This is a genomic window from Saliphagus sp. GCM10025334, assembly GCF_042663485.1.
GTDB lineage: Archaea > Halobacteriota > Halobacteria > Halobacteriales > Natrialbaceae > Natronosalvus.
This window is the reverse complement of sequence record NZ_JBHTAF010000001.1, coordinates 1097499-1123751: the sequence shown is the minus strand read 5'-3', so window position 1 is coordinate 1123751 and position 26253 is coordinate 1097499. Positions and strand designations below refer to the sequence as shown.

Annotated in this window: 22 protein-coding genes and 2 pseudogenes; 9 read left to right on the top strand and 15 right to left on the bottom strand. The window is 63.3% G+C overall.

Annotation, left to right across the window (positions count from 1 at the left end; all coding sequences use genetic code 11):
• Nucleotides 1–203: 203 nt before the first annotated feature.
• Nucleotides 204–1784, bottom strand: coding sequence for a CARDB domain-containing protein (locus ACFQO4_RS05245; RefSeq protein WP_500259900.1), 1581 nt, complete (start codon nt 1782–1784; stop codon nt 204–206).
• Nucleotides 1777–5721 carry a S8 family serine peptidase gene (locus ACFQO4_RS05240; protein ID WP_500259899.1) on the bottom strand — a complete coding sequence of 1315 codons (3945 nt, stop codon included), beginning with the start codon at nt 5719–5721 and terminating at the stop codon, nt 1777–1779. The genes ACFQO4_RS05245 and ACFQO4_RS05240 overlap by 8 nt, the downstream gene beginning before the upstream one ends.
• A 449-nt stretch (nt 5722–6170) precedes the next feature.
• Between ACFQO4_RS05240 and ACFQO4_RS05235 the strand changes: the two are divergent.
• Nucleotides 6171–6400 (top strand): annotated as a pseudogene (locus ACFQO4_RS05235) (sugar phosphate nucleotidyltransferase); the annotation flags it as partial.
• Between the two features lie 47 nt (nt 6401–6447).
• Here ACFQO4_RS05235 and ACFQO4_RS05230 read toward each other — a convergent pair.
• On the bottom strand, nt 6448–8970 hold the full coding sequence (locus ACFQO4_RS05230) for a lamin tail domain-containing protein (RefSeq protein ID WP_500259898.1): 2523 nt from the start codon (nt 8968–8970) through the stop codon (nt 6448–6450).
• A 353-nt stretch (nt 8971–9323) separates the two neighbouring features.
• On the opposite strand from ACFQO4_RS05230, the pseudogene ACFQO4_RS05225 reads away from it, so the two are divergent.
• Nucleotides 9324–9553, top strand: a pseudogene (locus ACFQO4_RS05225) (UTP--glucose-1-phosphate uridylyltransferase); the annotation flags it as partial.
• A 34-nt stretch (nt 9554–9587) separates the two neighbouring features.
• On the opposite strand, the gene ACFQO4_RS05220 reads toward ACFQO4_RS05225, so the two are convergent.
• The 7 genes from ACFQO4_RS05220 to ACFQO4_RS05190 form a co-directional block, all read right to left on the bottom strand.
• Nucleotides 9588–11114, bottom strand: coding sequence for a DUF7289 family protein (locus ACFQO4_RS05220; protein ID WP_500259897.1), 1527 nt, complete (start codon nt 11112–11114; stop codon nt 9588–9590).
• 144 nt (nt 11115–11258) lie between these two features.
• On the bottom strand, nt 11259–11585 hold the full coding sequence (locus ACFQO4_RS05215) for a TRAM domain-containing protein (RefSeq protein WP_253432978.1): 327 nt from the start codon (nt 11583–11585) through the stop codon (nt 11259–11261).
• A 148-nt stretch (nt 11586–11733) separates the two neighbouring features.
• The gene (locus ACFQO4_RS05210) at nt 11734–12180 is read right to left on the bottom strand and encodes a toxin-antitoxin system TumE family protein (protein WP_500259896.1); all 447 of its coding nucleotides are present in this window, start codon (nt 12178–12180) and stop codon (nt 11734–11736) included.
• A complete protein-coding gene (locus ACFQO4_RS05205) occupies nt 12177–12692 on the bottom strand; it encodes a winged helix-turn-helix domain-containing protein (protein WP_500259895.1) in 516 nt (171 codons plus the stop codon). The genes ACFQO4_RS05210 and ACFQO4_RS05205 overlap by 4 nt, the downstream gene beginning before the upstream one ends.
• Nucleotides 12693–12791: 99 nt before the next feature.
• A complete protein-coding gene (locus tag ACFQO4_RS05200; RefSeq protein WP_500259894.1) occupies nt 12792–13646 on the bottom strand; it encodes an undecaprenyl-diphosphate phosphatase in 855 nt (284 codons plus the stop codon).
• Between the two features lie 76 nt (nt 13647–13722).
• Nucleotides 13723–14481 carry a hypothetical protein gene (locus tag ACFQO4_RS05195; protein ID WP_500259893.1) on the bottom strand — a complete coding sequence of 253 codons (759 nt, stop codon included), beginning with the start codon at nt 14479–14481 and terminating at the stop codon, nt 13723–13725.
• Entirely contained in the window at nt 14468–14812 is a 345-nt protein-coding gene (locus ACFQO4_RS05190; protein WP_500259892.1) for a hypothetical protein, read from the bottom strand. Before ACFQO4_RS05190 ends, ACFQO4_RS05195 begins: the two co-directional genes overlap by 14 nt.
• 330 nt (nt 14813–15142) lie before the next feature.
• Here ACFQO4_RS05190 and ACFQO4_RS05185 point away from each other — a divergent pair, with 330 nt between their 5' ends.
• Nucleotides 15143–16141 (top strand): WD40/YVTN/BNR-like repeat-containing protein, encoded by a 999-nt coding sequence (locus tag ACFQO4_RS05185; RefSeq protein WP_500259891.1) that lies wholly within the window; start codon nt 15143–15145, stop codon nt 16139–16141.
• 43 nt (nt 16142–16184) lie between these two features.
• On the opposite strand, the gene ACFQO4_RS05180 is transcribed toward ACFQO4_RS05185, so the two are convergent.
• Entirely contained in the window at nt 16185–16541 is a 357-nt protein-coding gene (locus ACFQO4_RS05180; RefSeq protein ID WP_500259890.1) for an SHOCT domain-containing protein, read from the bottom strand.
• Between the two features lie 639 nt (nt 16542–17180).
• On the opposite strand from ACFQO4_RS05180, the gene ACFQO4_RS05175 reads away from it, so the two are divergent.
• From ACFQO4_RS05175 to ACFQO4_RS05150, 6 genes are all read left to right on the top strand, one after another.
• On the top strand, nt 17181–17492 hold the full coding sequence (locus ACFQO4_RS05175) for a 30S ribosomal protein S24e (protein ID WP_500259889.1): 312 nt from the start codon (nt 17181–17183) through the stop codon (nt 17490–17492).
• Nucleotide 17493: 1 nt separating this feature from the next.
• Nucleotides 17494–17628 (top strand): 30S ribosomal protein S27ae, encoded by a 135-nt coding sequence (locus ACFQO4_RS05170; RefSeq protein ID WP_253433020.1) that lies wholly within the window; start codon nt 17494–17496, stop codon nt 17626–17628.
• 178 nt (nt 17629–17806) lie between these two features.
• Complete coding sequence (locus ACFQO4_RS05165) at nt 17807–19462, top strand: bifunctional N(6)-L-threonylcarbamoyladenine synthase/serine/threonine protein kinase (protein ID WP_500260461.1); 1656 nt, start codon at nt 17807–17809, stop codon at nt 19460–19462.
• A 382-nt stretch (nt 19463–19844) separates the two neighbouring features.
• Nucleotides 19845–20354 (top strand): PadR family transcriptional regulator, encoded by a 510-nt coding sequence (locus ACFQO4_RS05160; RefSeq protein ID WP_500259888.1) that lies wholly within the window; start codon nt 19845–19847, stop codon nt 20352–20354.
• Nucleotides 20355–20734: 380 nt separating this feature from the next.
• Nucleotides 20735–21046, top strand: coding sequence for a hypothetical protein (locus ACFQO4_RS05155; RefSeq protein ID WP_497902716.1), 312 nt, complete (start codon nt 20735–20737; stop codon nt 21044–21046).
• A gap of 6 nt (nt 21047–21052) precedes the next feature.
• Entirely contained in the window at nt 21053–21550 is a 498-nt protein-coding gene (locus tag ACFQO4_RS05150) for a type II toxin-antitoxin system VapC family toxin (protein WP_500259887.1), read from the top strand.
• 77 nt (nt 21551–21627) lie between these two features.
• On the opposite strand, the gene ACFQO4_RS05145 is transcribed toward ACFQO4_RS05150, so the two are convergent.
• The 4 genes from ACFQO4_RS05145 to ACFQO4_RS05130 form a co-directional block, all read right to left on the bottom strand.
• Nucleotides 21628–22332 (bottom strand): DUF7847 domain-containing protein, encoded by a 705-nt coding sequence (locus tag ACFQO4_RS05145; RefSeq protein ID WP_500259886.1) that lies wholly within the window; start codon nt 22330–22332, stop codon nt 21628–21630.
• Between the two features lie 226 nt (nt 22333–22558).
• Entirely contained in the window at nt 22559–23845 is a 1287-nt protein-coding gene (locus tag ACFQO4_RS05140) for a polysaccharide deacetylase family protein (RefSeq protein WP_500259885.1), read from the bottom strand.
• Nucleotides 23846–24028: 183 nt separating this feature from the next.
• On the bottom strand, nt 24029–24655 hold the full coding sequence (locus tag ACFQO4_RS05135; protein WP_500259884.1) for a cyclic pyranopterin monophosphate synthase MoaC: 627 nt from the start codon (nt 24653–24655) through the stop codon (nt 24029–24031).
• The gene (locus ACFQO4_RS05130) at nt 24648–26075 is read right to left on the bottom strand and encodes an NAD(P)H-hydrate dehydratase (RefSeq protein ID WP_500259883.1); all 1428 of its coding nucleotides are present in this window, start codon (nt 26073–26075) and stop codon (nt 24648–24650) included. The genes ACFQO4_RS05135 and ACFQO4_RS05130 overlap by 8 nt, the downstream gene beginning before the upstream one ends.
• Nucleotides 26076–26253: the final 178 nt, after the last annotated feature.

Sequence of the window (26253 nt, the reverse complement as noted above, 5' to 3'; positions counted from 1 at the left end):
AACTCGAACTCGTCTTTCTCGTCGCGACTGGGTTTGGCATCCTGATCGAACTCGGCCAGGGTATGGTCCCCGCACGACACATGACGGCCGCGGATGTCCTGACCAACGCCACGGCCGTCGCCACCAGCCTCGGGTGGTATCTCCTCAAGCCGCGACTTCGATTCGTTCGGATCCCCGATATGAGCGTGCGACCGACCGTGCAGTTATCGGGGAGCCCGTCGCCGAAGCCCTACTCCAATGAGGAGGGCGACGAGAGCGACCTCAATCCCAAACCCGGGCATCCTATCAAGTAAGCCAGCGCTTTCCTCACTAGGTTGACCGTCGTCCTGATCATCATCGCTGCCATCGTCGTCGGGCTCACTGTCCCGATCCTCGTCGGGCTCATCGCTCCCATCTTCGGCATCCGTCGCGGGGTCGTCCGACGGAGCCTCTGGTTCGGCCACCGTGATGGCGACCGTCTGGTTGTCATCGGTCGTTTCGACGACCAGCTCGTACGTTCCCGGCTCGTCGGGTGCCGTCAGGTTGAACGTCGCTGACGCGTTCTCGCCACCGTCGAGTTCCGGGATTGTCTCGTTCACCGTCTGGTCGGCGAGCGAGACGGCCACCGTGGCGTTGCCCACCGCCTCGCCCACGTTCGTGACGGGGACGGTGATCGGCAGCTCTGCCTCGGTGGTCGTCTCGGGCTCTACGTCAACAGTGCCCAGTTCGAAGGCTGCTGGCTCAGGCTCGTCATCACCGGGAGCAGTAGGCATTGGAAACGGTGGCGCACCGCCGCCGCCCGTATTTGGATCCGCGACCGAAATGGTCGTCATATTGGTCGTTTCGATCCGGTACTGATCGAGGTCAGCCGTTGCCAAATCAGTAACCTCTGCGACCGAGAGGTTACTCGAGCCCGCCGTCTGGCCCTCTAGCGTCACCTCAAACAGGTCGACGGTCTCTGCCGGATCGTGATCGGCATCGAGTAGGGCCGCCGTGACCGTGAGCTCCGATCCGTTGGCAGCGCGTTCGGTGTCGACGAGTGGCCCTTCCGTCCCGGTGGCATGGACGGTGGCGTTTTCGAGGGAGACGACATCGGGATCCTCGACCGCGAGTGTGATATCATACGCACTGACACCCGCGGTTGCGTTCGTCACCGTGACCGTCGTCGTATTCGCCGTCCCCGTCTCGAGTTCCTCGAGGGTGCTGAGTTCGATAGTCGCGGCCGGCGCTGGCTGATCCACGACCGATAGCGTCGTCCCAGACAGCTGATCGACGGGGTAGGCAGTGATGTCGAGATCGGATATCTCCTCGACGGCCACGACCTCAAGTGCGGCCGTACCTTCGGCGTGTCCCGCAACGGTGACGTCGAACAGTTCGATCTCCGCCGCTGGCTCGTGGGTTGCATCCAGCAAGGCGGCGGTCACCGTCACCGTCGAGCCATCGGCCGACCGTTCGACGGAGACGAGCGGGCCGTCGTCGCCGTCGGCGTTGACCGCTACCTCCTCGAGGGTCGCCACGTCGGTGTCGTTCACCGCGAGGGTGATCTCGTACGCGCTGACGCCGTTGTCGGCGCCCGTTGCCACGACCGTCGCCTGGCCGGTGTCGCCGGCTGAAACGTCGTCTGCGGCGTTCACCGTGACGTTGACGCCTGGGTCGGCGCTGACGCCTGCGTCTGCGGTGGCGAGCGGTGTGCCAGCCATCCCGCCGACCAGAGCCACGACGACAATGGCCACGAGCAGGGCGCCTCGCGTCAGGCGGGCGGAACCGAGGCTCTCATCCGATCGCCCCATAGCGTGCTCACTCATCGGTCACCAGGGTGTACAGTGCCTGAACGTCGGCGATCCCGACGGCCCCACTGTCGGTGAAGTCGAACGCGTTAGCGTGGTCCTGTACGACGTCGCTGTCGCGGTGATGGTACAGCGTCTGGACGTCAGTGATCGTCAGCGCCCCGTCGCCCGTCAGATCCTCGTAGCGACCATCGCCGGTCAGATCCTGTGGCGGTGAATCACCGACGATCGGTGGCGGTGCCTCCGCCGCGACCACCCGGAACTCGAACGTGTGCTGGTCGTCGTCGGTCTCGACGGAGCCAGCGTAGCTCGCGGGGTCGACGTCGGTGGTGTCCCACGTCAGCGTCGTCGTCGCGTTCGAACCCGCCTCGAGCGACAGTTCAGTGGATTCAACGAGCGTGTCGCTGATCACGAGCGTAACGGATTCAGTGGCGCCCGTCGCCCCCACGTTCTCGATGGTCGTGGCTACCTCGAGGGACGAGTCGGTCTCGACGTACGTCGGCGCGTCGACGTCGGTGATCAAGAACAGCGCGTCCGCGTGGGTCAGGGCGACGTCTGCGGTGCCGTCGTCGCCCTCTGCGAGGGTGACCGACGTCGTCGTCTGAGTGTGGTTGGCGGTCTCGGCGGTGAGGGTATACTCACCGGTACCCGGGACTTCCTCGAACGCGTACCACCCCGTGGCGTTCGACGTGGTCTCGTAGGTCCCGGACGGCCCCTCGAGGGTGAGTGAGGCGCTTTCGAGTGGTGCCTCGGTTCCGTTCTCGATGACCGTTCCCGAAAGCGAGGCGTCGCCGGCAAGCGAGACGTTCGCTGTTTGAGCGCCCCCACTCTCGAGGGTGACGTCAGTCGTGGCGGTCTCGAAGCCCGGTGCCGAGACCGAGAGTGTGTACGCCTGAGGGGTTACCTCGGTGAAGGCGTAGGTCCCGTCTGTCGCCGTCGTCGTCGATGCCACCACCGTGCCATCGCGGACGAGTTCGACGGTCGCATCTGAAACCACCGCCTCGTGAGTGGCGTCGGTGATCGTCCCCGTCAGCTCGCCACCGGGAACGGCCAGCGACTGTTCTTGCACCGCCTGATTCTGCCAGACAGCCGTTTCCTCGGCGTCCCAGTAGCCAACGGTGAACGTGACCGCCGATCCGTCGCCAGCGTCGCTGCTTTCGAGGGTGAGTGGGTTCGCGTGAGTGGCATAGACGCCATTGGGGCCGACCTCGGTGCTGGCGAGGACGTTGCCGTCAACGGCGGCGGTAACTGGTGTGCCCTCGGGCGCGGGTTCGCCAGCGATCGTAGCGCTCCCGTAAAACGCCGTCTCGTTGGGCGATGCTGCCTCCGCAGCAGCGTAGCTCACCGCGTTGGCGAGCACCTCATCGGCCTCGGCAGTATAGTCGTCGTTCCCGATATACTGGTTACGCCCGAGCGAGGAGGCGAAGACGGTGTTGGTCTCTTCGTCGATGGCGAGTGCCGGCCCGCCCGTCCCATCCTGGGCGCGAACCTCTGCTAGGATCGTAAAGGACGTCTCGTCGAACCAGGTGAAATCGCCGATCGGATTGGCATGCACATCGATCTGGTCGCCCACAGTCCATCCGTCGAGGATGGTGTGGTCGTTCTGGACATCGTAGTACACCGGGACCCCGTTGTCGTACGACTCGGCCGTGTGGCCTGGATCGCCCGTCAGGGCAGCATACTTCGGAATGCCATTGGCATCGGACCCCCACTGATCGAGATATACGACGCCGACGTCTGCGGTGTTGGTCGCGGTGGCAAAGTCCCAGAGGTTCTGATCACCGACGCTCTGGACGACGATCGCATCGTAGGTCTCGACCTCATCGACGACCTCATCGACGGTCACGACGGTCGCGGCCGTCGGTTTCGTTAGACGGGTCTCGAGCACGTCCCCAACAGCTGAGCCGTAGACCCCCTCAGCAACCACCGCAACGCGTTGCAGCTCCTCGTAGACGGTTGTGGGCCCGGTCGTAATCGTGGTCTCGTCCGTGCTGTTACTGTACGTCTGGACGAGGGAGAGCTCCCCAGCCGTTCCAGCAGCGGTGCTGACGGTGACCGTCACCTCCCCGTCGTCAGCGAGTTCGGCCGGCTGTCCGAAGTCGTGTTCACCACCGTTGATTTCGAGCGTGGCCGCTGTGGCGTCGTACCCACCGTCGAGATCAACGACAACGTCCTCAGCGTTCGCGACCGTTACCACGGTCGAGATGGATTCACCACCCTCGAGCTTGTCGGGTTGCCCGTCGAGGAGTGTCGCCTCGAGCGCTGGGTCGAGCGTGAGAGAGCGTTCGGTGAACGCGCCATCGTCGACGGTGACGCTGTCAGCCACCGTCTGGTAGCCGAACTTCTCGACGGTGAGGGTGTGTGCACCGGGGTTCGCCCGTAGTTCGTACTCGCCCATCGCATTGGTTGTCGTCTCGAGGCCGCCCTCGATCGCCACGGTTGCCTCTGCAACCGGCTCACCAGCAGCGTCGGTAACAGTGCCGGTGACGCCGCTTTCGAGCGCAACCGCGGCCGTAGCGGCGTTCGCATCGACGATACCGTGCCCGTAGCGGGTATCCTGGCCTGCGGGTTCGCCATCGGGCTTCCAGGCTGTCGTCTCGAGGGTCTCGGAGATCGTCGCCGGGTCGAGATCGCCGCCGGAACTGAGCATCAGGGCAACAACCCCCGAAACGTGCGGCGTGGCCATGCTGGTCCCACTTTTGGAGCTATAGCCCCCGCCGGGGACTGCGCTTGTGACACTCGCCCCGGGCGCGGCGACGTCCGGGACGACGTACTCGTCGGGCCAGTCACTCGGCGGATTGGCCCAGGCGTCGGCGGTGACGATGGTTTCGCCCCCCGAGAAGTAAGTAATATCCTCGTTCGCGTCTGAGGCACCGATCGCCATTCCATCGTAGACGTTCGCCGGCGAACCGCTCGTTCCGGGTCCATCGTTGCCAGCAGCCGAGATGACGATCGTCCCTGCTGCTTCGGCGTTTCGAATAGGGTCGATATACTCGGATTCATACCTTTGTGAGCCCAAGCTCATACTGATGATATCGGCATCCTCCTGAACGGCCCACTCCATTCCGCCGATGATTTGAGCAAGTGACCCACTTCCCCCAGAAAGGACGAGGCCGTGCATTAGGGTGGCATTCGGGGCGACACCGATGTGCTCTCCGGAGGCGTCACCTCCAACGATAGTTCCTGAGACGTGCGTACCGTGACTACCGGAATCGTAGGGCTCGCTACCTTCGACCGGGTTTCCGTAGATATCGAATTCTGCCCAGTTTTCGGGAGCGATCTCGATATCTGGGTGGTCGGGATCGACACCCGTATCGAGAACGGCGACTTTCACCCCCTCGCCTCGCGTTCCATACTCCGCCCAGACTTCGGTCGCATTAATCTGATCCAGACCGTACGTGCTCTGAATCTCTGCCGTGGTCGCCTCAGTACCCAACTCGTCGGCTGATACCGATCGCTCGCGTACTGGTTCTGGCTGATGAACCTCGTAGTTCGCATGCACCCGCGTTACACCTTCGAGACGAGCCAGGCGTTCGATGGGCATCTCGTCGGTGTCGACCGTAACGAGCATCGCATTGGTGATCCAGAAGGACTCCTCAACCTCGACCCCAGCGGTCGCATCGAGCGTGCGTTCGACAGGCACCTGGGTATTCCTGGCATGCGTCTTGAGCGCGGTCTGAGCGTTTCCGCTCTGGGCAACCGTCCTGGTCTCGAGTTCCTCGAGTCGCAAAATGACGTCCACCGTCCCCTCCGCACTCTCGAGGTCGTTTTCGATCGGTGCAACACCCGTCGTGAACGTGGCTCGTTGGACAGTGTCGTTCGTCTCGGTGGCTGCGTCAGTCACCTGGGTCTGGGGCGAGCCAGCCGCCCCCACTGGCGTGAACACCACCAGCACCATGACCGCAGCCATCAAGACAGCGAACACCGACCAGCCATCGCGTGGTCCATCCACCATTGGATGTGTAGAGACTGAAAACCACCAGGATATAAACCATGTCATTCAGCGGTACAGATTGGCCAACAATCATTTATAGGGCTATGACAGGAAGCGTCGTTCAGTGATGGTCTGTTCACCACGCCCGATCGGTGCCTTGAGCCGATTTTCAATCCTGGAAGCGGACAGCCAGAGTGTTTTTATCGGGCGTGAACGACAATCGGCCCAGTAAGGTCGAAGAAGCAGTTGCTGTCAGTGGGCAAGCCTCAAACCGGTGGAACCAGCCGAGATCGACTGTAGTCCGATTCCCTCCCTTCTTCGTGATCTGTCCCGACCAGACGCCTGAATAGTTCGAATAGGGCTCACACCCGCGATATTTGACCGTCCTACGATTACAATTACTGGAACGGAGCGGTGACCAGCCCCGTTGAGCACCCAAGCAAGAATGTATTTGTGAATGGAAATCACTCATAGATGACAGTCAAGCAGTAGTGCTCGCCGCGGGGAAGGGGACGCGATTGCGGCCGCTGACCGCGACAAACCGAAAGGACTGGTCGAGGCCGCCGGGAAACCACTCTTGACCCACTGTCTCGAACAGGTCGTCGACCTCGGGGCCGACGAACTCATCATCGTCGTCGGCTACGAGAAAGAAAAGATCATCGAACACTACGGCGACGACTTCCAGGACGTTCCCATCACCGACTAACGCTCGGGCGCCACCCTCGCTCTCTGTCGGCAGCGGAGGTCTCACTCATCATTGCCACCGCTCGTATCATTATCGCCAGCGTCCGACGATTCTTCCGCAGGTGTTTCATCGCCCCCTTCTGGGTCTGGATCGGGTTCCTCGGGAGGTTCGTCCGGCTCATCGGGTCCTCCTGGTTCGTCCTCTGGGTCGGCCGGATCCGCCGATCCCGATTCGTCCTGGTCGTCGGACTCCGTGGCTGGCTCGCTAGAGTCGTCTTGGCCGGATTCACCGGCTGCAGCCTCGGAGTCGTCACCGTTCTCGCCAGTCACATCGGTGGCAGCGACCACGTCAACCGTCCTCGAGGCGCTGTCGTCGCTCGTTCGTACCGTGACCTCAAACGAGACATCTTGGTCGACTGGATAAGTGGTATATCCCAGATCGATGCGTTGGGTCGCCTCCCCGGCTACCGTCACCGACTGGGAGTCGACCACCTCACCGCCGACGACCAGTTCGACCGTATCGCTTCTGTCCGCGGTCTCGGTGTTCTCTACGTTCGCCACTACCTGCAGGTGCTCGCCGCCTTCGATCGGTGCGTTCGTGTGGTCGATTACGACGGTGAGCGCACCGCCGGATGGCTCTCCGTTACTGGCTCCGTCTGAAGCGATCTGTTCTTTGAGCTGGAGAGTCCCCTCTGCATCGAACACAAAGACAACATCACCGTCTTCGTTCCACACGTGTCGCCGATATCCCCAGTAAAGGGTGTCGGCTGTATTGGTACCCTGGCCAGTGACGAGGGTCACGTCCGCACCAGCATCGAGTGTAAATCCAGCCGGGAATTCGAACGGAGAGATATTCCCAGCCGGGATCCCGTGGGCATCTTCAATCCGCCAGCCGGTTAGATCAAGCGCTGCATTACCAGTGTTCCGTATCGTTATTTCCTCCTCTTGTGGATCATCGCCATCGATATAATACTCGATGAGCTCGAGCGAGACTGGCGTATCATTTCCGTCTTCATTATTCTCGTGGTTGGCGGCGATCTCCTCTCTGAAAACTTCTTCCTCAACGGCGTTCTGTACAATGACAATATCGCTGTCTTCGTTCCAGACCTGTTGCTGGTCTTGGCCCCAGTAGAGAATCTCGTCTGTATCCCCTCCCTGTCCACTTACGATGGTTACCTCCGCGCTTGGTTCGAGCGTGAACCCTCTCGGAAACACGAACGGTGAGAGATTCACGTTTACCCGACCGCCGTCTTCGCGGTCGCGAAGGATCCACCCCTCCATCTCTAGTGTCTCCTCGCCAGTGTTCTGTAGCGTGATGTATTCCTCGTCGGGATCGCTGCCGAGGATGTAGTAATCGACGAGTTCGAGCGAGACGGACACCTCACCTCCAGGCGATTCGTCTTCCTCCTCGCTTGCCGGTTCGTCTCCGGTCGTGGGTTCATATTCCGATATCGCCTCCGGATCACGATAGGCCTCCAGCAGACTCGACTCGGCCTCGAGATCGGTCACGATCGTACTCCACGCGCTGCCATCGCTGGCGAGTGTGCCACGGCCGGGGCCAACGTCGTGTGATTCCGTCCAGATCGTCTCCCCCTCGTCGACGAGGGTAAACTCGCCCTCGCCGCGATCGGCAAGCAGGCATCGTGACCCGTCGTCGGAAACGCTGAGATCCTCCCCGGCCCACCTGTCGACGTCGGCGCGCCAGCGTTCCTCACCCGTGGTTGACTCGAGCGCAACAAGCGTCCCGTCAGGTTCCGACGTAAGAATCGTCTCTCCATCACCAGATAGGGCGATCCACCCGCCATACTCGTGGCTCTCCCAGATCAGGTTCCCTTCGAGGTCGAGGACTGTCGTCCGGCCGTCGTCCGTCCCGGCCGTTACCACCTCGTGTGCCGTGGAGATGCCGACCGAGAGCACGTCGTTATCGTGGTCGTAGCGCCACAGTTCGTCACCGGTATCGTCGTACAGTCGGATGCCTGGACGACCGGTAGGCTCGCTTCCGTTCTCCCCGTAGTGGGCGGCCCCGACCGCGACGTACTCACCGTTCTCCGCCATCGCGACCGCGTACCCGGTTGCCTCCTCGAGCGTCGACGACCACATCACCGTTCCCTGGTTGTCCGCGACGCCGACGCTGCCGACGGTATCGACGGGCTGGGAGACGGATGCGATTCGCTCGCCATCAGCCGTCGCGTCGACATCCCACAGCCCCCGGTGTTCGACGAGCGCGCCGTCCCCGTCCTCGAGATCCAGAGGCCCGAACAGGTCGGCGTCCATCCAGGCGACGATTGCCGTCCGGGATTCACGCACGAGCACGTGGCTGACGGCTTGATCGACAGCAAGCGGGAGTACGTCGCCGTCGCGCTCCTCATCGTGGATCATCACGTTTCCGTCGTCGAACCCATACACCACGACATCCCCCGATGCCGAGAGCCCGGTTGCGAGTCCCGGTTCGTCATACGTGGCCGTAACGAGTTGTTCGATAGCGACTTCGGTCTGGACCCTGGAAGCGGGCGGTCGGTGCTGGCGTGCCGTGACGGTCGCAGCCAACATACTGGCCCCCGCTTCCATGAGTTGTCTGCGCCGCATATATGAGTGTGTTACTAACTACCACATATAACGTATTCACGACACGCATGATGGTGTTATTCAGTTGACTCATTTATAGACGGCACTTTTCGTTCGGTTGGTAGATCGACACCAGATAAGCGTATGGATTCAACAGGCTCATTGCGGGCGGATCAATCGAGGTGACGGTCGCGTGAGCGGTCTCTCGTGCGCCTCGACACCCCCCTTTTGGCTCTCGAGGGACTCGTGTGCTGTGACGGTGAGGAACTCGATTTACCGGTGTCCAGCGAGCGCTTGGAATTCCGAATCCGATTGCGATCGCGACGGATGTACGAGCGAGTTTGCAGACCGAGGGGAAAGTGATCAGGGTTCCAGTAATGACCGGTTTTTACGGTTTGCCCGCGATTTTCCACGCTTGCCATCTGGTCCAACAGTCCAATCGCGGCGAGTACGAGCTCAGCGAGGCGACCGACCTGCTGATTCAAGGCGGACCATCGACGCGATCGGTATCAACGGCCGGCGAGCCGACATCGGCTACCCGGAGGACCGCGACGCCGCCGAGGAACGAACCGGGGACGAGGAACTCGAGGCACCTCCGGCGTGAGCTGAAGAATCCGCATCCATTACTACCGGTTCGTTCACGCCATGTCGATCTCGGGGAGCACGAACCGGAGGTAGTACGCCTCGCGGGTGTACGCGGCGTCCATCGGCGGAGCGCTTTTCTGGGTATAGATCTCCGTCGTGACGAGTTCCTCGTCGTAGTGTACGATCAGATCGCCCGTCTGGGCCGACCCCATATTCTGGATGTCGCCGATGGCCAGCGCGCCGTACAGTTCGAGTTCGCCGTGCATGTACAGGGTCGATTCGGAGGCGTGGACGTACCCCGTCAGTGAGATCGTATCGGGCTCGGCGCGTTCGCCGCGTCGTTCTTCGCCCGCCCGGATATCACCGGCGACGAAGACCCGCACGGCGGACGCCCGATGAGGGTTGCCGGCGGTTTCGATCTGGACGTCATCGCCAAGCTCGAGGTCGCCCGTCACGTAGATCTGCAGGTCGTCATCGGCGATGATCGTCGCGTTCGCGAGCGTGAGATCGCCATCCACGAACAACGAGGTGTCGTCGGCCAGGCGGAGGGTCTCATTCTTGACCTCAAGGTCGCCGCTCGTGTGATATGCTCCACCAGTTTCGACGGCGGTCAGGTTCGATGCGCCGATCTGGGCCCCCTGGGTCGAGTCTTGTGCGGCGATGACGTCGCCCGTGGGCACCGGCACGGAGACGTTGTCGGCGTACTCGACGATCTGGTCGTCTTCGAGCCAGGGGCCGGGGGTGATCGATTCGCCGGAGACGACACGCTCGACGCGGAGGTCGACCGTCCCCCCGCCACCGGCCGCGAAGTGCAGTGCGTTCGGCGAGCGAATCGTCGCGTTGGCCCCGCGATTGTCCCCGCCATAGGCCCCCGCCGAGGAGGCGTAGCTGTCGACCCACAGTCGATCGATCTCGCCGACCGTCACGCCCCCTGTCTCCCCGAAGGTGATCGCCGACGATCCGGTCGGCGGCCGCGGCGCGGTGCCCCCTTCGAAGACCACCTCGACGGTCTCGCCGTCGACCAGCCGCGCGTCACCGTGTGCTTCGAACGCCTCGTACCAGGCTGGCGCGTACGCGCTGTGAACGGTGAGGGTCACGTTCGCGGTCGGATCCTCGACCCGGATCGCCGTCGTCCCTGTCCGCTCGAGGTCGCCAGAAAACGTCTCACCGGCGAGTCGCGGCACCGTAATCTGTGTCGCCCGCCCCCGCGTCTCGACGGCCGGATCGCGGATCGCCCGACCGTCCTGCACCACGAGGCCGCCTTCGTACACTAGGCCGTCGGTCACGAGTCGCCCCATCGACTCGTTGTACACCTCCTGACCGTCGACGCTGATCACGAGCCGACCTCCCTCGACCCGGTCGTACGACTCTTCGACACCGACTGCCTGGCGATCGCCGTCCCCCAGCGAGGCAATCTCGTGGGCGACCGTCTGCATCTCGAGGCGATCCCGCTCCGTCTCGGCTTCGTCTTGCACTAGCTCTAGTCCACTCACTCCCACCGTCGCAATCGCTGTGGCTCCCACCAGTACCATCCCGAAGAGGAGGACGACCCCGAGAACCTCCGTCTGTGCACGCCCCATGGCGTGTCAGCCCAACGGTGGTATACATACACATTATGCCGAGTTTAACATTCTGCAAATCGAATGGGTTGCCTAACCGAGGGGGCAACACGGGTAGGCGGCCGAATAGAGTGTCCAGGACGCTCGAGCGACACACTTGCCTAACTACGAGTCCGGATCGACGAGCTCGGCCTGCCCGGCGGTCCCCTCGACCTCGGTCACGCGGACGGTCGCCTGGATGCCCATCACTTCTTCCTCGAGAAAGAGAACGAATCCGCCGTCGGTCTTGCACACGAGCGTCCCGTCGGGCTTCTCGTCGACGATGTCGACAGTCAGTTCGTCGCCCGGTTCGGGTTTCCCGCCGAGAGGCTCGCCGCATCGCCAGCACTCCGTATCGTACGCTGGCGTGCCTTCAGGCGCGTTGTTGGCGCCGCACCTCGGCGTATCGCATTTGATAAACGTCTCGTGTTCGCCTGGTAGATAACGTCCCACGCCACCACTGTCGAGAGCCAGGAGCAAAAAGGTCGTTCATTCCTCGAAGCGTTGCTGTGCCCGCCTGTGGATCGGTGCTTCCAGCCAATCGCTGTTCTCGGCCAGGTGCTCGAGCAAATCGAGACCACATCGGATCCCACCGCTACGCTCACGGCGGATTGGTGAACGAGTTCAATCGACTTACGTCACCATGATCGTAGGCGGCTCGCCACATCGCGTGAACTGCCCGTGTGACGAGTGACACCTCCTCGACGGTAATACACGAGGGCTCTGCGGTCACAGCCTGAACAGGTGGATGGAAGTGTTTCTCGGGAGAGTGGGTATTGGGATGGCGATCGAATCGCCAGTTGACTTCATCGGTGTCGACGTAGTGGAACGAATACATTCCGCGCTCGCTCCACTGGACGTCGAGACGCGCGCCGTCAGCTGCTCCGATCCCGTCACCAAGTTCGATGTGGAGTTCGGTCGGAGCGATGGGATCGTCGTAGGACGTCTCGTCGACGAGCGGCTCGAGCGTGCGCCAGAGGTCGCGAATTCGTCGAAGTGCGGGAAGGTAAATCGGACCGAACTCGCCAGCACGATCAGCCCCTGTCATGCAGTGAGCTGCTGGCTCGCCTCGCTGTATGCAAGGGCCGCCTGCGCGATAGCGAGGTTCTGCCGAGTGGTGCGCCACGTACTCAGGTCCTCCCACCCCTGTCCATCGTCGGCGTCGAGTTCACGTGAGAGTTCCTCGGGCGAAACGACGTCGTACTGGTCTTCGTACCGGCGAATCTCCCGTTTCATTCGTTTGATCCCGTCGAGCAACTCCTCGCGAGTCGTCTCGCGCCGAAGCTCGCGAATTCGGGTCATGAGCACGCGGTCGGCGTTCCGTTTGTAGATCGTCGATCGCCCCTCCTGCTCGGCTTCGGCAAAGCCAGTGTTGACGAGCGCCTTACAGTGGCGACGCGCCGTCGGCTCGCTGACGAGCGCTCGCTCGGCGATGTCGGCCGCTGACTGTCCATCGTGGGTCTGTTCGACGACCTCGTAGACGCGTTCGAACGGCGTCGTCTCAGCCTTCCACTCCGCTTTGACGTGCTCGTTGAGGTCGTCCCACGTCTCCTCAGTCATAGTCTCACGTACGACTCGAGAGGACAAATAGTTTCCTCAGAAAATAATTCTTTTCCTGTGGCCTCGAGCAGCTACGTTCACGCGATCGCGGGAGCGTATCTAGACGACCACGGAAACGACCGTCCCGCCGACGATCGCCAGCCCACCGAGACCGAAACACACCGCCCAGAAGGGCACCCGCTCGACGATCCGCATGAGGGCGTCGATGGTCAGGTACCCCACGACCCCACTCACCAGCAGCGCGACCACAGCTGGCACGGGCGCAATCCCGGGCAGCCCGCCGGCGCCGGCCATCGTCAGCGCCGCCGCGCCGAGACTCGCCGGAATCGACAGTAGGAACGACAGGCGAAACGCCGCGGGTGGCTCGTAGCTCCGGAACAAGAGGGCGCTCGTGGTCATCCCCGAGCGTGAGATGCCGGGCAGGATGGCGAGGCCCTGGACCGCGCCGACCAGGATCGAGTCCACCAGCGTCGGCTTCTCGCGGGTGCCCATCGAGACGGACTCGAGGCGCAACTGAATTACCCCAGTGAGAATCAGGAGGACGCCGATCAGGCCGATGAACACCCCGCCCGTTAGCTGGCCAGCGAAGTCGACGGCGAAGATGTACAGTGGAATTCCCACCAGGCCGGTCATCGCAGATGCGAGGACGATGTAGGACGTAATCGCGTTCTCGCCCTCGTAGGCCCGACTCGGGCGCCACTCGGGAACGGACTCGAGGGCCGCCCGTATCTCCTCGCGATAGTACGTCGCCGCCGAGAGGGTCGTCCCGACTTGCAAGAACAGCGCCAACTGGAGCGCCACGCCGGGGTCGGTACCGACGAGCGTCAGAAACAGCGAGAGGTTGCCCTGGCTCGAGACCGGCAGCCACTCGACGATCCCCTGGACGATCCCGGCGAGGATCGCGACGAGCAACTCGAGGTCCGACTCCGCGACGGCAACGACGAACGCCCCCATGTCGTGGCTGACTCTCGGGTGGATGCACAAGACCGTTTACATTCGGCCCTCGAAGTTCACCGTCGCTCGAGACCACTCAGTCGGCGGGCTCGTGACGCGGCCGGTCGTCCGCTCGCTGGGCGTCCCGATCGAGTGTACCGTCGTGGATCGGGTTCCGGTAGAGGAAGACTCCGACGGCGATGACCCAGACCACGCCCGGGAACAATCCGGTCTGGAAGGCCATCGAGAGATCGGTGTATCCGGTCTGGGCCTGGACGATCCCGAACGCGAGTGCGCCGAGACTGGCGACGACGCTCAGCCAGCCCATGGCGCTGAACCAGCCGAGCCGAACGGGCGACGCGGCGCTGGCGAAAAACGCGCCCGCAAAGAGCCCGGCGGCGAGCCCGAACATGACCCACTGGATGCTGAAGAGGCCGCCTTCGATTTGGCGAACGACGAAAGCCGTCTCGTACAGCAGTTCCTGTTGGTCGGGGTCGGCCGCCGCCCACCGATCGACCATGATTCCGAGGGCGACGCCGTCAACCGCGATGAAGATGGCATAGACGCCTGTACACACGATCATTGCCGCCCCACCGAGGGCAGCCCACACGCCCGCGACGTCTCTGCGGAGCCGCCAGGTGAGAGCGAGTACTGCGGCACACATCAACAGGATTCCCAGAAGCTCACCGAGGTGTATGATCGCCCAGTTTGGATCAGTGGCGTAGTCTGCGAACGCGTCCCGGGTGTGGTGCGGCGGTACCCACGAGTGGATGCCTTTTGACACGGCATAGACGCCGATTCCCGCAATCGCCGCAACGGCACCAACCTTCGAGAAGTACCGTTCAGACGGCGCCATGGGCCTCCACCGTCTGGGCTCCGTTTCCTTCGATACTCAGAGCCGTCAGCAGGGGGTACTGGCGACGACTCTGAAACAAGCGCTGTACCACGAGGAAGAGCCACCCTGTGAGAAGCGGAGCGGCCGCAGATGCGACAGCGGTTGCATCCATGTCCGCCGCAGCTTCCGGCGTCTCTCCGGGGTCGCTTATCGGTGGACTCCGCGTCGAGGGTTGCCCGACGAGCAAAGTGACGACACCCAGCACGGCCACGATGGCACTCACGTGAGACACCTGCTCGTCAGCTACCGTCGATTCAACGGCTACGTGTTTCGTTTCCTTCGTCGTGGTCATACTGTCTCCAGGGTGGCTATGATCTTCACCGCGGCCATACCCATTACCCTGAATCAGTAAGGTCAACCGCCTATATAATACATATTTACCCCTCTCTTGAACTGTTGCCCGAATCTACCGAGGCCTTCACAACGTCTATTGTGTCTGCTTGAACGCGCCTCGAGGAGCCCAGACGCGGGTGGGCCCCGCGAAAGAGGCGCCGGACCGCTGTCAGAGCGGTGACGGCCACCCCGTCCGCTCGAGCGCCTGGCGACTCGTGGTTTGCGCCGTCCGTGTCCGCCCCGCGTGGCACGGGGAACGCTTGTGTCCCTCGAGGGCGTATCCCACCCCATGACGACCGTCTACACGGCGCTCCCGAATCGGTTGCTGGTCTCCCGAGACGACGGCGACGGCGAGTGGTCACAGTCGACTCGCCTCGAGGGCTACGACCTCGAGTGCGTCGCCGTCTCACCAGACGACCCCGACCGGGTCTTCGTCGGTACGTTCGAGGACGGCCTCTTTCGCTCGACCGACGGCGGCGAGACCTTCGATGCACTCGAGACGGCGTTCGTGAGCGAGGCCGTCATGGCGGCGACGGTCAGCCCCCACGACCCCGACGTCGTCTACGTCGGCACCGAACCCAGCCGCGTCTATCGCTCCGACGACGCCGGCGACACCTGGACGCACCTCGAAGGGCTGGTCGACCTCCCCTCCGAGGAGGAGTGGTACTTCCCGCCGCGACCGCACACCCACCACGTGCGCTGGCTCGAGGTCGACCCTCACGATTCCGACCGCCTCTACGTGGGGATCGAGGCGGGGGCGTTCGTCATCCGTGACGAAGCCCAGGACAGCTGGCAGGAACGCCCCGAGGGATCCAGAGTCGACAACCACAGCCTCGCGACCCACCCCGATATGGAGGGCCGAGTGTACACCGCGGCAGGTGACGGCTACGCCCAGAGCGACGACGGCGGCGAGACCTGGAGTCACCCGCAGGCGGGCCTCGAGCACCGCTACTGCTGGTCGGTCGTCCCCCATCCTGACGATCCAGAAAGAGTTCTCCTCTCGAGTGCCAGCGGCGCCTCGAGCGCACACACGGCCTCGCGGGCGACGGCCTACGCCTACCGCAAACCGGGACCGGACGCCGACTGGGAGCGCCTCGACGACCGGGGGCTCCCGATGGGCGAGGGCGTCGTCCGGACGATCTTCGCCGAGTCTGAAGGAACGGTGTACGCCGTCAACAACCTGGGCTGTTTCGTCTCACAGGACTTCGGGGACTCGTGGTCGGTGCTCGAGGCGGACTGGGAGGGTCCGGAGTCCAAAACGCCGCGGGGGCTGGCGGTCGTCGCGTAACCAACAGCAGCCGATTTTGCCGTCGAACCGAAAGCAATAGCGCCTATCTATCCCTCTGGAGGCGCTCGCGACGTTCCTCGAATTCTTCATCCGAGAGATCGCCACGAGCGTAGGCCAATCGTAACTCTTCGAAAGCCGCATCGCTTTGTCGAGTGCCTGATCGGCGAATCGCGCTGTACAGCAGGTATCCGATACCGAGGATCACGAGCACGGGCACCAGAAACATGAGCGCCCACATCCAGGTTCCTCCGGTGCCGTTCCAGACACCCCCACCCCACATATGTCCCCATCCCCACAGACCCATCATCGGCATCATCACGACCATCATGACGACCGGCACGAGCACGATTGCAGCGATGACGATCAGGAGCGTTCGAGTGAACGAATCATCGGTTGCCATACTCCAGGATACGGCGCCCAGGTACGTTATTCCTCCACCCAGATTTCCGCGAAACAGGAAACGTCGTTCGAATACAGCCGCGCCGTCGGCCTGATCGAATCGACAGGCGATGCCGTCGGTGGTAGCCGACAGTCGCTCGTCCAGCGACTGTGTTCGTTCTTTTGAGTACTCTCGCTACCCACGCTCACGCATACTGTACCGGGTGTCTCGAGTGTCCGTCGGTCCGCCTCGGACGGCCCTCGATACGAACGAGCGAGGAGAGCGACGTTCGGACGATCGGTGCACTACTTGAGGACGAATACGCCCACGCCATCCTCATCCACACGAGCACTAGCTTCCACGACGTAGGTTACCGATCGTTCGGTTGACGTCGCTCGAGTAGATTCTGGAATAGCCTATCCTGAAATTGGCTATTTTCGAATTCTTTGCGATCACCTAAGGACAGCTGGCGGGGCTTCATCCGATCACCGTCGAAGCAGCCAGTGACCTCGTTGAACTGGTCGACAGGATACTTCGGGGTCTGGGAATGGATTCGCCGAGGGTGGTCGCTCGAGCCGAGTATGTGCCCGCCCGACACGCCCCCGGGTTCGAAATCCTTTTAGGCGCTACCCGGGCATAGTAGAGTAACTGAGTGATATCATGGACGTCGACATCATCTCCGAGGAGGAAAATCCCATGTTGCACCGCACGAACGTCACGTTCGAACTGACCCACGACGAGGCGACGCCCTCGCGTCTGCAGGTCCGTGACAGCCTCGCCGCGAAAATGAACAAGGACGCCGACGAGGTCGTCATCCGTAAACTCGACACCAAGTTCGGCATGCGCAAGACCGTCGGCCACGCGAAGGTCTACGAGACCTCCGCCCACGCCACCGATGTCGAACAGGAGCACATGCTCGAGCGCAACAAGATCGTCACCGACGAGAGCGACGTCGAGGCGGAGGAGGCCTGAGATGGCACACTACGAACTCTACAACGACGAGGGCGAAGTCGAGCGCGAACAGTGCCCACGATGTGGGGACTCGTTCCTCGCCGACCACGGCGACCGCCAGCACTGCGGCAAGTGCGGCTACACCGAGTGGGCGTAAGCCGGCTCGAGACCCGTTTCGTTGCCGTGTCGAACCGAACTCGACCACGAGTACGATTTTTCACACGTGAGGAGCGTCGGCTGTGACCCGGAACACCCATAGTGACGATGAACCCGAGGCCCACTCGAGCACACACGCGAACCCTGCCTCTGCCTCCGACGGCGACCGGCCGCCGCGTATCCTCGGCATCGAGGGCACCGCGTGGGCGGCGAGTGCGGCCCTGTACGACGGCGACGAGGTGGTGATCGAGACCGACGCCTACGAACCCGACAGCGGCGGTATCCACCCTCGAGAGGCGGCCGAGCACATGCACGACGCGATCCCGCGAGTCGTCGAGACGGTGCTTGAGCACGCAGCCCAATCGACGGACGAACGGACGCCGACCGACGCCGTTGCCTTCTCCCGCGGCCCCGGACTCGGCCCCTGCCTGCGCGTCGTCGGCACCGCCGCACGGGCGCTCGCGGGCACCCTCGAGGTGCCCCTGGTCGGCGTCAACCACATGGTCGCCCACCTCGAGATCGGGCGCCACGCGGCCGAATTCAACGACCCCGTCTGTCTGAACGCCAGCGGGGCCAACGCCCACCTGCTCGCCTATCGCAACGGGCGCTATCGCGTCCTGGGCGAGACGATGGACACTGGCGTCGGCAACGCGATCGATAAGTTCACCCGTCACGTCGGCTGGTCTCACCCCGGCGGCCCGAAGGTCGAGCAGGCCGCCAAAGACGGCGAGTACGTCGATTTGCCGTACGTCGTCAAGGGGATGGACTTCTCGTTTTCGGGGATCATGTCCGCGGCGAAGGCCGCCGTCGACGAGGGCCACGCCGTCGAGGACGTCTGCTTTTCCCTCCAGGAGCACATCTTCGCGATGCTCACCGAGGTCGCCGAACGCGCGCTCTCGCTCACTGGCAGCGACGAACTCGTCCTCGGGGGCGGCGTCGGCCACAATGCTCGCCTCCGCGAGATGCTCGAGACGATGTGTGCCGACCGAGGTGCCGAGTTCTACGCCCCCGAGCCCCGATTCCTGGGCGACAACGCGGGGATGATCGCCGTCCTCGGTGCGAAGATGTACGCTGCCGGCGACACGCTCGAGATTCCGGACTCCCGCGTTGACCCCGACTTTCGGCCCGATCAGGTGCCGGTCACCTGGCGAAGCGACGAACCGGATCGGGCCGTCGTCGGGGGCCAGGGAGTCGACGCCGGCGAGTGTGAAGGCGAAGCCGGAAGCGAACGTGACGACGAAAAAGAGAACGAGACGATTCGCGGCGCCGAAGCGGTCGTCACCCTCGAGCCCGAGGCCGGTCGCGTCCGCAAGCGTCGCCGCCCTAAACGCTACCGCCACCCCGATCTCGATGCACGCCTGCGACGCGAGCGGACCACCCTCGAGGCACGCCTGACGAGCCACGCTCGACGAGCGGGCGTCCCGACGCCGGTGGTTCGCGACGTCGACCGCCAGGAAGCGACCCTCGAGTTCGAGTACGTCGGCGACGAGGATTTACAGAAAGCGCTGACGATCGACCGCGTCGAATCCGTTGGGCGGTCGCTCGCAACCATCCACGAGGCGGGGTTCGTCCACGGCGACCCGACGACGCGAAACGTGCGCGTCGACGCCGACCGAACCTACCTGATCGACTTCGGGCTGGGCTATCACTCCGACCACCTCGAGGACTACGCGATGGATCTCCACGTCTTCGACCAGAGCCTCGTCGGGACTGCCGACGAGCCCGAACCGCTCAGGGAGGCGCTTCGGGCAGGCTACCGCGAGGCCGGGGACAGAGCAGTTCTCGAGCGTCTCGGCGAGATCGAGCGCCGGGGTCGGTACGTCGAAAAGGAGTGATTCAGATTGTTCTGGGGTCCCTGGCCACAGCAGGGCCGCAAGTCCGAAGTCGAGACTGAGGCGGACTGGGTAGTTCACGACCGGCGAGATTGTCCTTTTCCGTACTCGAGATGAGTCAGTCTTCCAACGACCTGAGAAGAACCGTACCCCGCACTGCTGACCATCACCGTACCGTACAGCGAATACGCCCTAAATCGTCTGTCACCAACAGTGGCTGTGCCAGGTCGATTTTCACATGCTAGCCATTGAGTACGTTTCGCATACCTTCAAGACAAGCTAGTCTGTCTTTTGGCGTAGCACGCATATGTATTCTTGTATTTCATGAATCAATTAACGAACGACTGCCGGATTTCTGGTCACGAGTCTCGAGGAGCGATCACCCATGAGTAATAACACGAAGCACACGGGCGCGATTCTCAACAAATTAGCGAACGAAGGGTCGATGAATACCGCGGCAGAACCGAACACCCTCTCTGTCGAACGGAACGAAAACTACCAGTCCGCGGTTGACCATGACCTCGAGGAGATGATGGCGCAGGTCGTTAGCGTCCTCCCTGCCGACGATGTTCGGTTCGAGGACGCGCTTCTCAAAGAAAATCTCGACGAGGTCCTCCTGATGCTCGTCGCCCTCCACGACGGGGCTAACGGCAAGGAACTCCTCTCGACGTTAGCCACTTACTTCGACGTCCAGTTGAGTCCCGGCATCGTGTATCCAGCACTTCACGACCTCGAGGACGAGGCCTTCCTGGAGATGCACCCGATGGTCCGCACGAAGGAATATTCGATTTCGAACGAGGATCACGTACGTGCGACGCTCGAGGCGACGATGGTCCAGCACCTCGCGTTCGGTTTACTGCTCTCTGCGTTCCTCCCCCGACTCACCTCAACGTAACTCCCACAACCGCTGCTACTGCGACAGCGATCTGCCGATTATCGTCGACACGCCACAGGGACGACGTTTTTAGGGAGCTCCCATCGCTTATCTGGTTGCCGCATGTTCTCGTTACAATGCGTTACCGTTGTGTTGCCGTCACTGCACTCGCTGCGGCGTTCGTCTGGGAACTGTGACGTTTCCCCAGTTATGCACAGCACCTCGAGGTCCAGATATCGAGCACTCATCGATCGACTCGTGGCCTGTTCTGGCTTCGTATTTCAACTTCTAGTGGATAGTGCGCTATCTTGCCTTCCATCTGTAGCCGGTCTCATGAGACCGGACATGCGAACATCTTTTATTCCATGGGCAAGTAGAGATGAGTAACAACTGTGATCCCTATGAGCAGCAACGACACTAAGCACGTCCAGACGGAGTTGACCGGGGACGAATACGAACAGTTTCGTGAGTTCGCTCGAGAACACGGGCTGTCGCTCAAAGAGGCCGGGCACGAAGCGCTCATCGAGTGGGTCGAACGACAACAGCGAGCGGATCCAAACGACCGAGCGTTCACCGTCCTCGACGAACTCGAGGAAGACTCACTTCCAACGTCGGCGGAAACTGACGCTCGCGACGAAAATGATCTCCTTGAGGAGTGGGACGGTAGCGAGGAATCGTTCACGCTTGCCGACGATCCATCCGCGCAATCCTGACGTCACATGGCAGAGCCAGTCGACACACCGATTGGGACGGTCACGGCCGAGCATTTTCGACCTGGCCACGTTCGACACCAGGTCGTCGTTGGCCCGAAGTTCCTCTATGCACTGTTCAACCCCCGCGATCGGATGCATCCGGTCTCGCGGGCGTTCATGGCGTTCGTTCGCGATGGTGACCTCCCCTATCGTCGGCTCATCGTCAACGACCACATCGTTGACGAGGCGGCAACGCGGTTGAAAAAGCAGTCATCGATGCGGAACGCGGTCTCGTTCCTCACGACGCTTGACGAGAGTACGCTCTACCAGTTCGAAGATGTCTCCGAGGCCGTCTTCGATGCCGCCAAAGCAACGTTCGTCGAGTGGACGAATCTAGATGCGTCATTCACCGATTTCGTCGTTGCAGCACACATGGACGCGCTGGAGGTCGATCACATTCTCACGTACGACCAGCACTACGATGCGTTCGATGTGACGACGCTCCCATATCGAAATCAGAAGTGAGTAGCACTACGCGGCCAATCCATCGACACCTTTTGAACACGGCCAGTGTTTCTGAAGGGAGGGCGTCGACGAATCGCTCAGGCCGGTGTTCCCGGGACGGTGGGCTGGGTATCAGGACGCTCGCCAGTTTCTCCGTCACGAAGCTGCTCGTAGGCGCTGACGGTCGTCGCGAGCACGTACACCGTGATGGCCGCGCTGACGACCTGGGCCAGCACGCCCCCGACGATACCGAGCAAAGCGACCGGCAGAGCGAACGCCGCCGTGACGACGGCACCGGTCACGAAGACGGCGATGCCGAGGCCGAACAGTCGAAGTCGGTTGCCGCGGGTGAGCTGCCAGCTGCTGCGAAAGCCCTCGAGCGCGTTCTGGTCCTCGACGGCGACGAAGACGGCCCAGTAGTAGAGGCTGACGAGCAAGAACAGTCCCGGAACGACGAACAGGACGGTGCCGAAGGCGACGATCAGTCCGAACGCGACCCCGCCGAGGATCACGTTGAGCGTCGCCCAGCCGACGTTCCGACGCACGAACGCGTCGGGGATCGTCTCCGTTTCGCCCGCGGCGAACGTGCGCAGAGCGACGATCGCGGCGACGACGGTGGCGATAGCGACGACGATCGAGAGCAATCCGGCGAACGCGCTGGCGATCCCGATGGTCGGCGCTACTGGCTCGCCAGTGTCGAGTCGCATCGGCGATAGAAGGACGCTCGCGATCGAGAGAATGGCGAAGACGGCGACGAACCGCAGCCCGTTTCGAGTCGTGGTGCGCTCGAATCCATCAGTCATCGTGTCAATAATAGGGATTCCCATACCACTAGTAGGCGCCCCAGCAGCAAATACTAGTACACAGACATGTGTCTGAAAGCCGGACAATTCTCGGTGGTTCGGATCCCCTCCGGAACACTGGATGGTGCTCCCGCTCGGGAGAATTCAGTCAAAATAACGGAGCGTTGTTCGACCGATCGAACTCGGCGCTCGAGTCGTTCACAAAAGAAACGCAACCGAATCCGGCCTAGAGCACGTACTCGCCGGCGACGTCCTGGGGTGTGACGACCTCAATCTCGCCGGCCTCTTCGAATTCCTGGACGTGTCCCAGGGTCGCCTCGAGTTCGCCGACGCCGCCGTCGAATCGGACGAACGAGATGGCGGTAATGCCGCCGAGTTCGGCCGTCGTCTCGAGGGCCTCGCGGGCCTCGTCGCCGTCGGGGTGGACGAGACGCGGGCACAGCGCGGCGTTCGTGAGGTAGCCGTTGACGGGGTAGCCGCCCGTGAAGCCGAGTTCGTGGTTCGCCTCGACGGCCTCGATTGCCTCGTCGTTGTACGCACCGCCCGGGTAGGCGACGTACTCGGCGTCGTAGCCTTCGTCTTCGAGCCAGGTGGCGGCCTCCTCGATTTCGCTCGCGGGCGTTCGATCGCCCTCGAGGGCCGTCAGGTCGTTGCCGTGGGCGCCGTAGCTTCCGATGGTCCAGCCGGCGTCGGCGAGCTCGGCGACCTGGTCTGCGGTGAGGCGGTCGCCCTCGTCGTCCTCGGAGGCACGGAGACGGGATGGGGGGACGAACGCCGTCGCCGAGTAGCCGTACTCCTCGAGGAGAGGCATGGCTTCGGTGAGGTGAGACTCGTAGCCGCCGTCGAACTGGAGGAGAACCGTCGGGTCGGGCTTGGGAACGAAGTGGAGGTCGTCGATCCAGGCCTCGGCCGTGCCGTCGCCGACCCAGATCGAGATGTGAATCTCCGAGATCGCGCTCAGGTCGGGGTCGCCGTTGATGTACTCGACGCCGAAGTTCACGTGGCGGATGGACATGCCGTGGGTCCGCTGGCGGTAGACCACCTTGTCGCGGGTCTCGTCGTAGAGCTGGATGCCGACGTTGACCGTCGAGTGGGAGGCCACGGCCAGTCCGGGCGTAATCTCGGTCACGTCGAGGGGTTCGTCGAGTTCGCGCGCGATGCGAACCTGGGACTCTTCTTCGCTCGCCTCGAGGAGGACGGACTGGGAGCCGACGACCGAGTAGTCGGTGTAGGGGGTTGCCGACCCGGAGACGACCTGCCAGTCGGAGAGGTCTTCGAAGTCGTCGAAGGTTTCGGCTTCCGTCGGCACGTCGCCGTCGCCGTTGCCTTCTCCGTTGCCGTCGCCGTTGCCGTCGCCATTCCCGTTGCCGTTGCCATCGCCGTTCCCGGTTTCGTTTCCGTCCGGGTCGTTCGAGTTGCTGTCGTTTCCTCGCGGTTCATCGGTCTCACCAAAGCCCATACAACCGCCGAGGGTCAGTGCGCCTGCCGTTGCGAGATAGGTACGTCGCTTCATTGCGCCGACAGGGGGTACGACGGGAGATGGGGATTGTTATGAACCGGTTGGCGCCCCCGTAGGTCACCACTTCCGAACAGTTTCACGGCGAAGACGACCGCTCGAATCGAACCTCTATCCGGAGAAATCACCCGGTAACGAGGGTAGGAGGGCGTTACCGGTGGCCGGTCGCGCTCTGACTCCCTACTCGGAGTCCGTCGAGCGCTTCTCCTTTTCGAGCACGCGAACGTGCTCGATTCGCGTGGCAGGGTACTGGCCGTCGGCGTCCTTCTCGACGGCCTTGACCATATCCCAGACGACGTTCAGCCCCGTCGTAACGCCCTCGAGGGCCTCCATCTCGCAGCCGGTTTTTCCCGTCGTCTCGACGGTGACCTCGAGTTCGAGTGCGGCCGATGCGGGTTCGCCGTCGGCTGGCCCGTTCCTCTCGTCTCTCCCGTCCACGTCGTCTTCCCCGTTCGATCCGCCCTGCTCGTCCGCCCCATCCTCGAGGAACCGAAACACCGTCTCGACGTTCGTGATCGGGATCTGGTGACACATCGGGATCGTCTCCCAGGTGTGTTTGACCGCCTGGATCGCCCCGACGCGCGCGGTCGCGAGCACGTCGCCCTTGCTCACCTCGTCTTCGCGGATCGCCTCGAGCGTCGATTCCCGAAGCCGGATCTCGCCGACGGCGACGGCCCGGCGTCGGGTGTCGGGTTTGGCCCCCACGTCAACCATCTGGACGTCGCCGTCATCGGTCGTGTGGGTGAGGTCGCTCGCCGTCGATTCGTGCTGGTCGGCGTCCACGGCATTCGGTCGATCCTCACTCATCGTCCTCACCCCAGATCGCCGCCGGAATCGCCTCGAGCAGGTCCGATGCCACCAGTCCAAGGTCGTGACGACGCGCGACACGCTCGCCGGCGCGGCCGTTGACGTACGCCGCCGCCGTCGCGGCCTCGAAGGGGTCGGCGTGTTCGAGTAATCCCGCCGTAATCCCCGACAGGAGGTCGCCGGTGCCACCGACGGCCATTGCCGGCGTTCCCACGCGGCTGATGCGGGTCGTCTCGCCGTCGGAGATTACGTCCGCCGCCCCCTTCGCGAGGACGACGTGGCCCAATTCCGCCGCGAAGGTCTCGATCTCGTCCGTGACCGCCCGGAGGGCGTCGGCCTCGGGACCGCCCATCCCCGCGAGTTCGCGCCGGTTGGGCGTACAGACCAGCGTTGCCTCGGTCTCGAGGCCGGGGACGACCTCGAGGGCGTCCGCGTCGACGACGGCCGGGCCGGTGTAAGACTCGAGGAATCGCCGTGCGGCCTCGAGGGTCTCCTCGGCGGTGCCCAGACCGGGCCCGAGGACGACCACGTCGTCGTGGCGCTCGGCCGTCTCGACGAGTCCCTCGACCTGGTCGGGCGTCAGCACCTCGCCCTCGTAGGGCTGGACGATCAGGTCCTCGGCGTACCCCTGAATCTCTCCGGCGACCGTGTCGGGCGCGGCGACGAACGCGAGTTCCATGCCCGCCCGGAGCGCGGCCTGGGCGGCGAGCGCCGGCGCGCCGGTGTAGGGGCCACCACCGATGACGAACGCCCGACCCGTTCGCTCGGCGGGCCGAGCGAGGTCGACGTCGCCGGGGCCCGCGAATCGCTCCGCGGCCGCCGGAATGCCGATGTCGGCGACCTCGACCGTCGCCTCGAGGCCCTCGAGGCCCGGCTTGGTGTCGTGGAAGGTGACGACGTGGTCGGCCACGACGCCGTTGTCGGCGTGCTTGCCCGCGTCGGCGTCGAACCCGGAGGGGACGTCGACGCTCACCACCGTCGCGTCGGCCGCGTTGATCGCTCGGGCGGCCGAGGCCGCGGGTTCGCGGAGGTCGCCGCTGATCCCGGTACCGAGCATCGCGTCGACGATCACGTCGCACTTGGGGAGGGAAAACGAGCGGGAGTCGGTGACTGCCCGCACGTCGTACTCGCCTCGCCCGAGCGCCTCCCAGTTCGCTCGCGCGATGTCGGTGCCGATGGCCTCCGGGCGGCCGAGCAACAGCGTCGTCACGTCGTACTCCTCGAGGAAGCGGACGGCCACGAGGGCGTCCCCGCCGTTGTTCCCGCGGCCGGCGACCACGACGACCCGTGCGCCGGGGTCGGCGACGCGCTCGACGGCTCGAGCGACGGCGTTTCCACTGGATTCCATGAGCTGTCGGCGTGGGACGCCCAGCGCGGCGGCGTTCTCGTCGACGGCGGCCATCCGTTCGCCAGTGATCATGCTCGAGCCTTCGCCGGCCTGCCCGTTGAAGATTGCGGGGTTCGGGTGAGGAGTCGTCGGTCGCCGGAGAAAGCGGGGTTCGGCTGATGAACCGCCGGTCGCCGGAGGGAATGGGCTTCGAGCGGCGAGTCATCGGGTCGATGGAGGAGGCGTGACGCGGCCTGCGAGACGCTTAGGT

Excerpts from the sequence above, each read along its gene's own strand:
- ACFQO4_RS05135 (WP_500259884.1), bottom strand. The coding sequence starts at position 24,655 with ATGAGTGAGGATCGACCGAATGCCGTGGACGCCGACCAGCACGAATCG.
- ACFQO4_RS05150 (WP_500259887.1), top strand. The coding sequence starts at position 21,053 with ATGGCAGAGCCAGTCGACACACCGATTGGGACGGTCACGGCCGAGCAT.
- ACFQO4_RS05180 (WP_500259890.1), bottom strand. The coding sequence starts at position 16,541 with ATGGCAACCGATGATTCGTTCACTCGAACGCTCCTGATCGTCATCGCT.
- ACFQO4_RS05185 (WP_500259891.1), top strand. The coding sequence starts at position 15,143 with ATGACGACCGTCTACACGGCGCTCCCGAATCGGTTGCTGGTCTCCCGA.
- ACFQO4_RS05155 (WP_497902716.1), top strand. The coding sequence starts at position 20,735 with ATGAGCAGCAACGACACTAAGCACGTCCAGACGGAGTTGACCGGGGAC.
- ACFQO4_RS05210 (WP_500259896.1), bottom strand. The coding sequence starts at position 12,180 with ATGACAGGGGCTGATCGTGCTGGCGAGTTCGGTCCGATTTACCTTCCC.
- ACFQO4_RS05220 (WP_500259897.1), bottom strand. The coding sequence starts at position 11,114 with ATGGGGCGTGCACAGACGGAGGTTCTCGGGGTCGTCCTCCTCTTCGGG.
- ACFQO4_RS05190 (WP_500259892.1), bottom strand. The coding sequence starts at position 14,812 with ATGACCACGACGAAGGAAACGAAACACGTAGCCGTTGAATCGACGGTA.
- ACFQO4_RS05145 (WP_500259886.1), bottom strand. The coding sequence starts at position 22,332 with ATGACTGATGGATTCGAGCGCACCACGACTCGAAACGGGCTGCGGTTC.
- ACFQO4_RS05170 (WP_253433020.1), top strand. The coding sequence starts at position 17,494 with ATGGCACACTACGAACTCTACAACGACGAGGGCGAAGTCGAGCGCGAA.
- ACFQO4_RS05130 (WP_500259883.1), bottom strand. The coding sequence starts at position 26,075 with ATGATCACTGGCGAACGGATGGCCGCCGTCGACGAGAACGCCGCCGCG.
- ACFQO4_RS05245 (WP_500259900.1), bottom strand. The coding sequence starts at position 1,784 with ATGAGTGAGCACGCTATGGGGCGATCGGATGAGAGCCTCGGTTCCGCC.
- ACFQO4_RS05240 (WP_500259899.1), bottom strand. The coding sequence starts at position 5,721 with ATGGTGGATGGACCACGCGATGGCTGGTCGGTGTTCGCTGTCTTGATG.
- ACFQO4_RS05160 (WP_500259888.1), top strand. The coding sequence starts at position 19,845 with ATGAGTAATAACACGAAGCACACGGGCGCGATTCTCAACAAATTAGCG.
- ACFQO4_RS05195 (WP_500259893.1), bottom strand. The coding sequence starts at position 14,481 with ATGGCGCCGTCTGAACGGTACTTCTCGAAGGTTGGTGCCGTTGCGGCG.
- ACFQO4_RS05230 (WP_500259898.1), bottom strand. The coding sequence starts at position 8,970 with ATGCGGCGCAGACAACTCATGGAAGCGGGGGCCAGTATGTTGGCTGCG.
- ACFQO4_RS05140 (WP_500259885.1), bottom strand. The coding sequence starts at position 23,845 with ATGAAGCGACGTACCTATCTCGCAACGGCAGGCGCACTGACCCTCGGC.
- ACFQO4_RS05175 (WP_500259889.1), top strand. The coding sequence starts at position 17,181 with ATGGACGTCGACATCATCTCCGAGGAGGAAAATCCCATGTTGCACCGC.
- ACFQO4_RS05200 (WP_500259894.1), bottom strand. The coding sequence starts at position 13,646 with ATGGGGGCGTTCGTCGTTGCCGTCGCGGAGTCGGACCTCGAGTTGCTC.
- ACFQO4_RS05205 (WP_500259895.1), bottom strand. The coding sequence starts at position 12,692 with ATGACTGAGGAGACGTGGGACGACCTCAACGAGCACGTCAAAGCGGAG.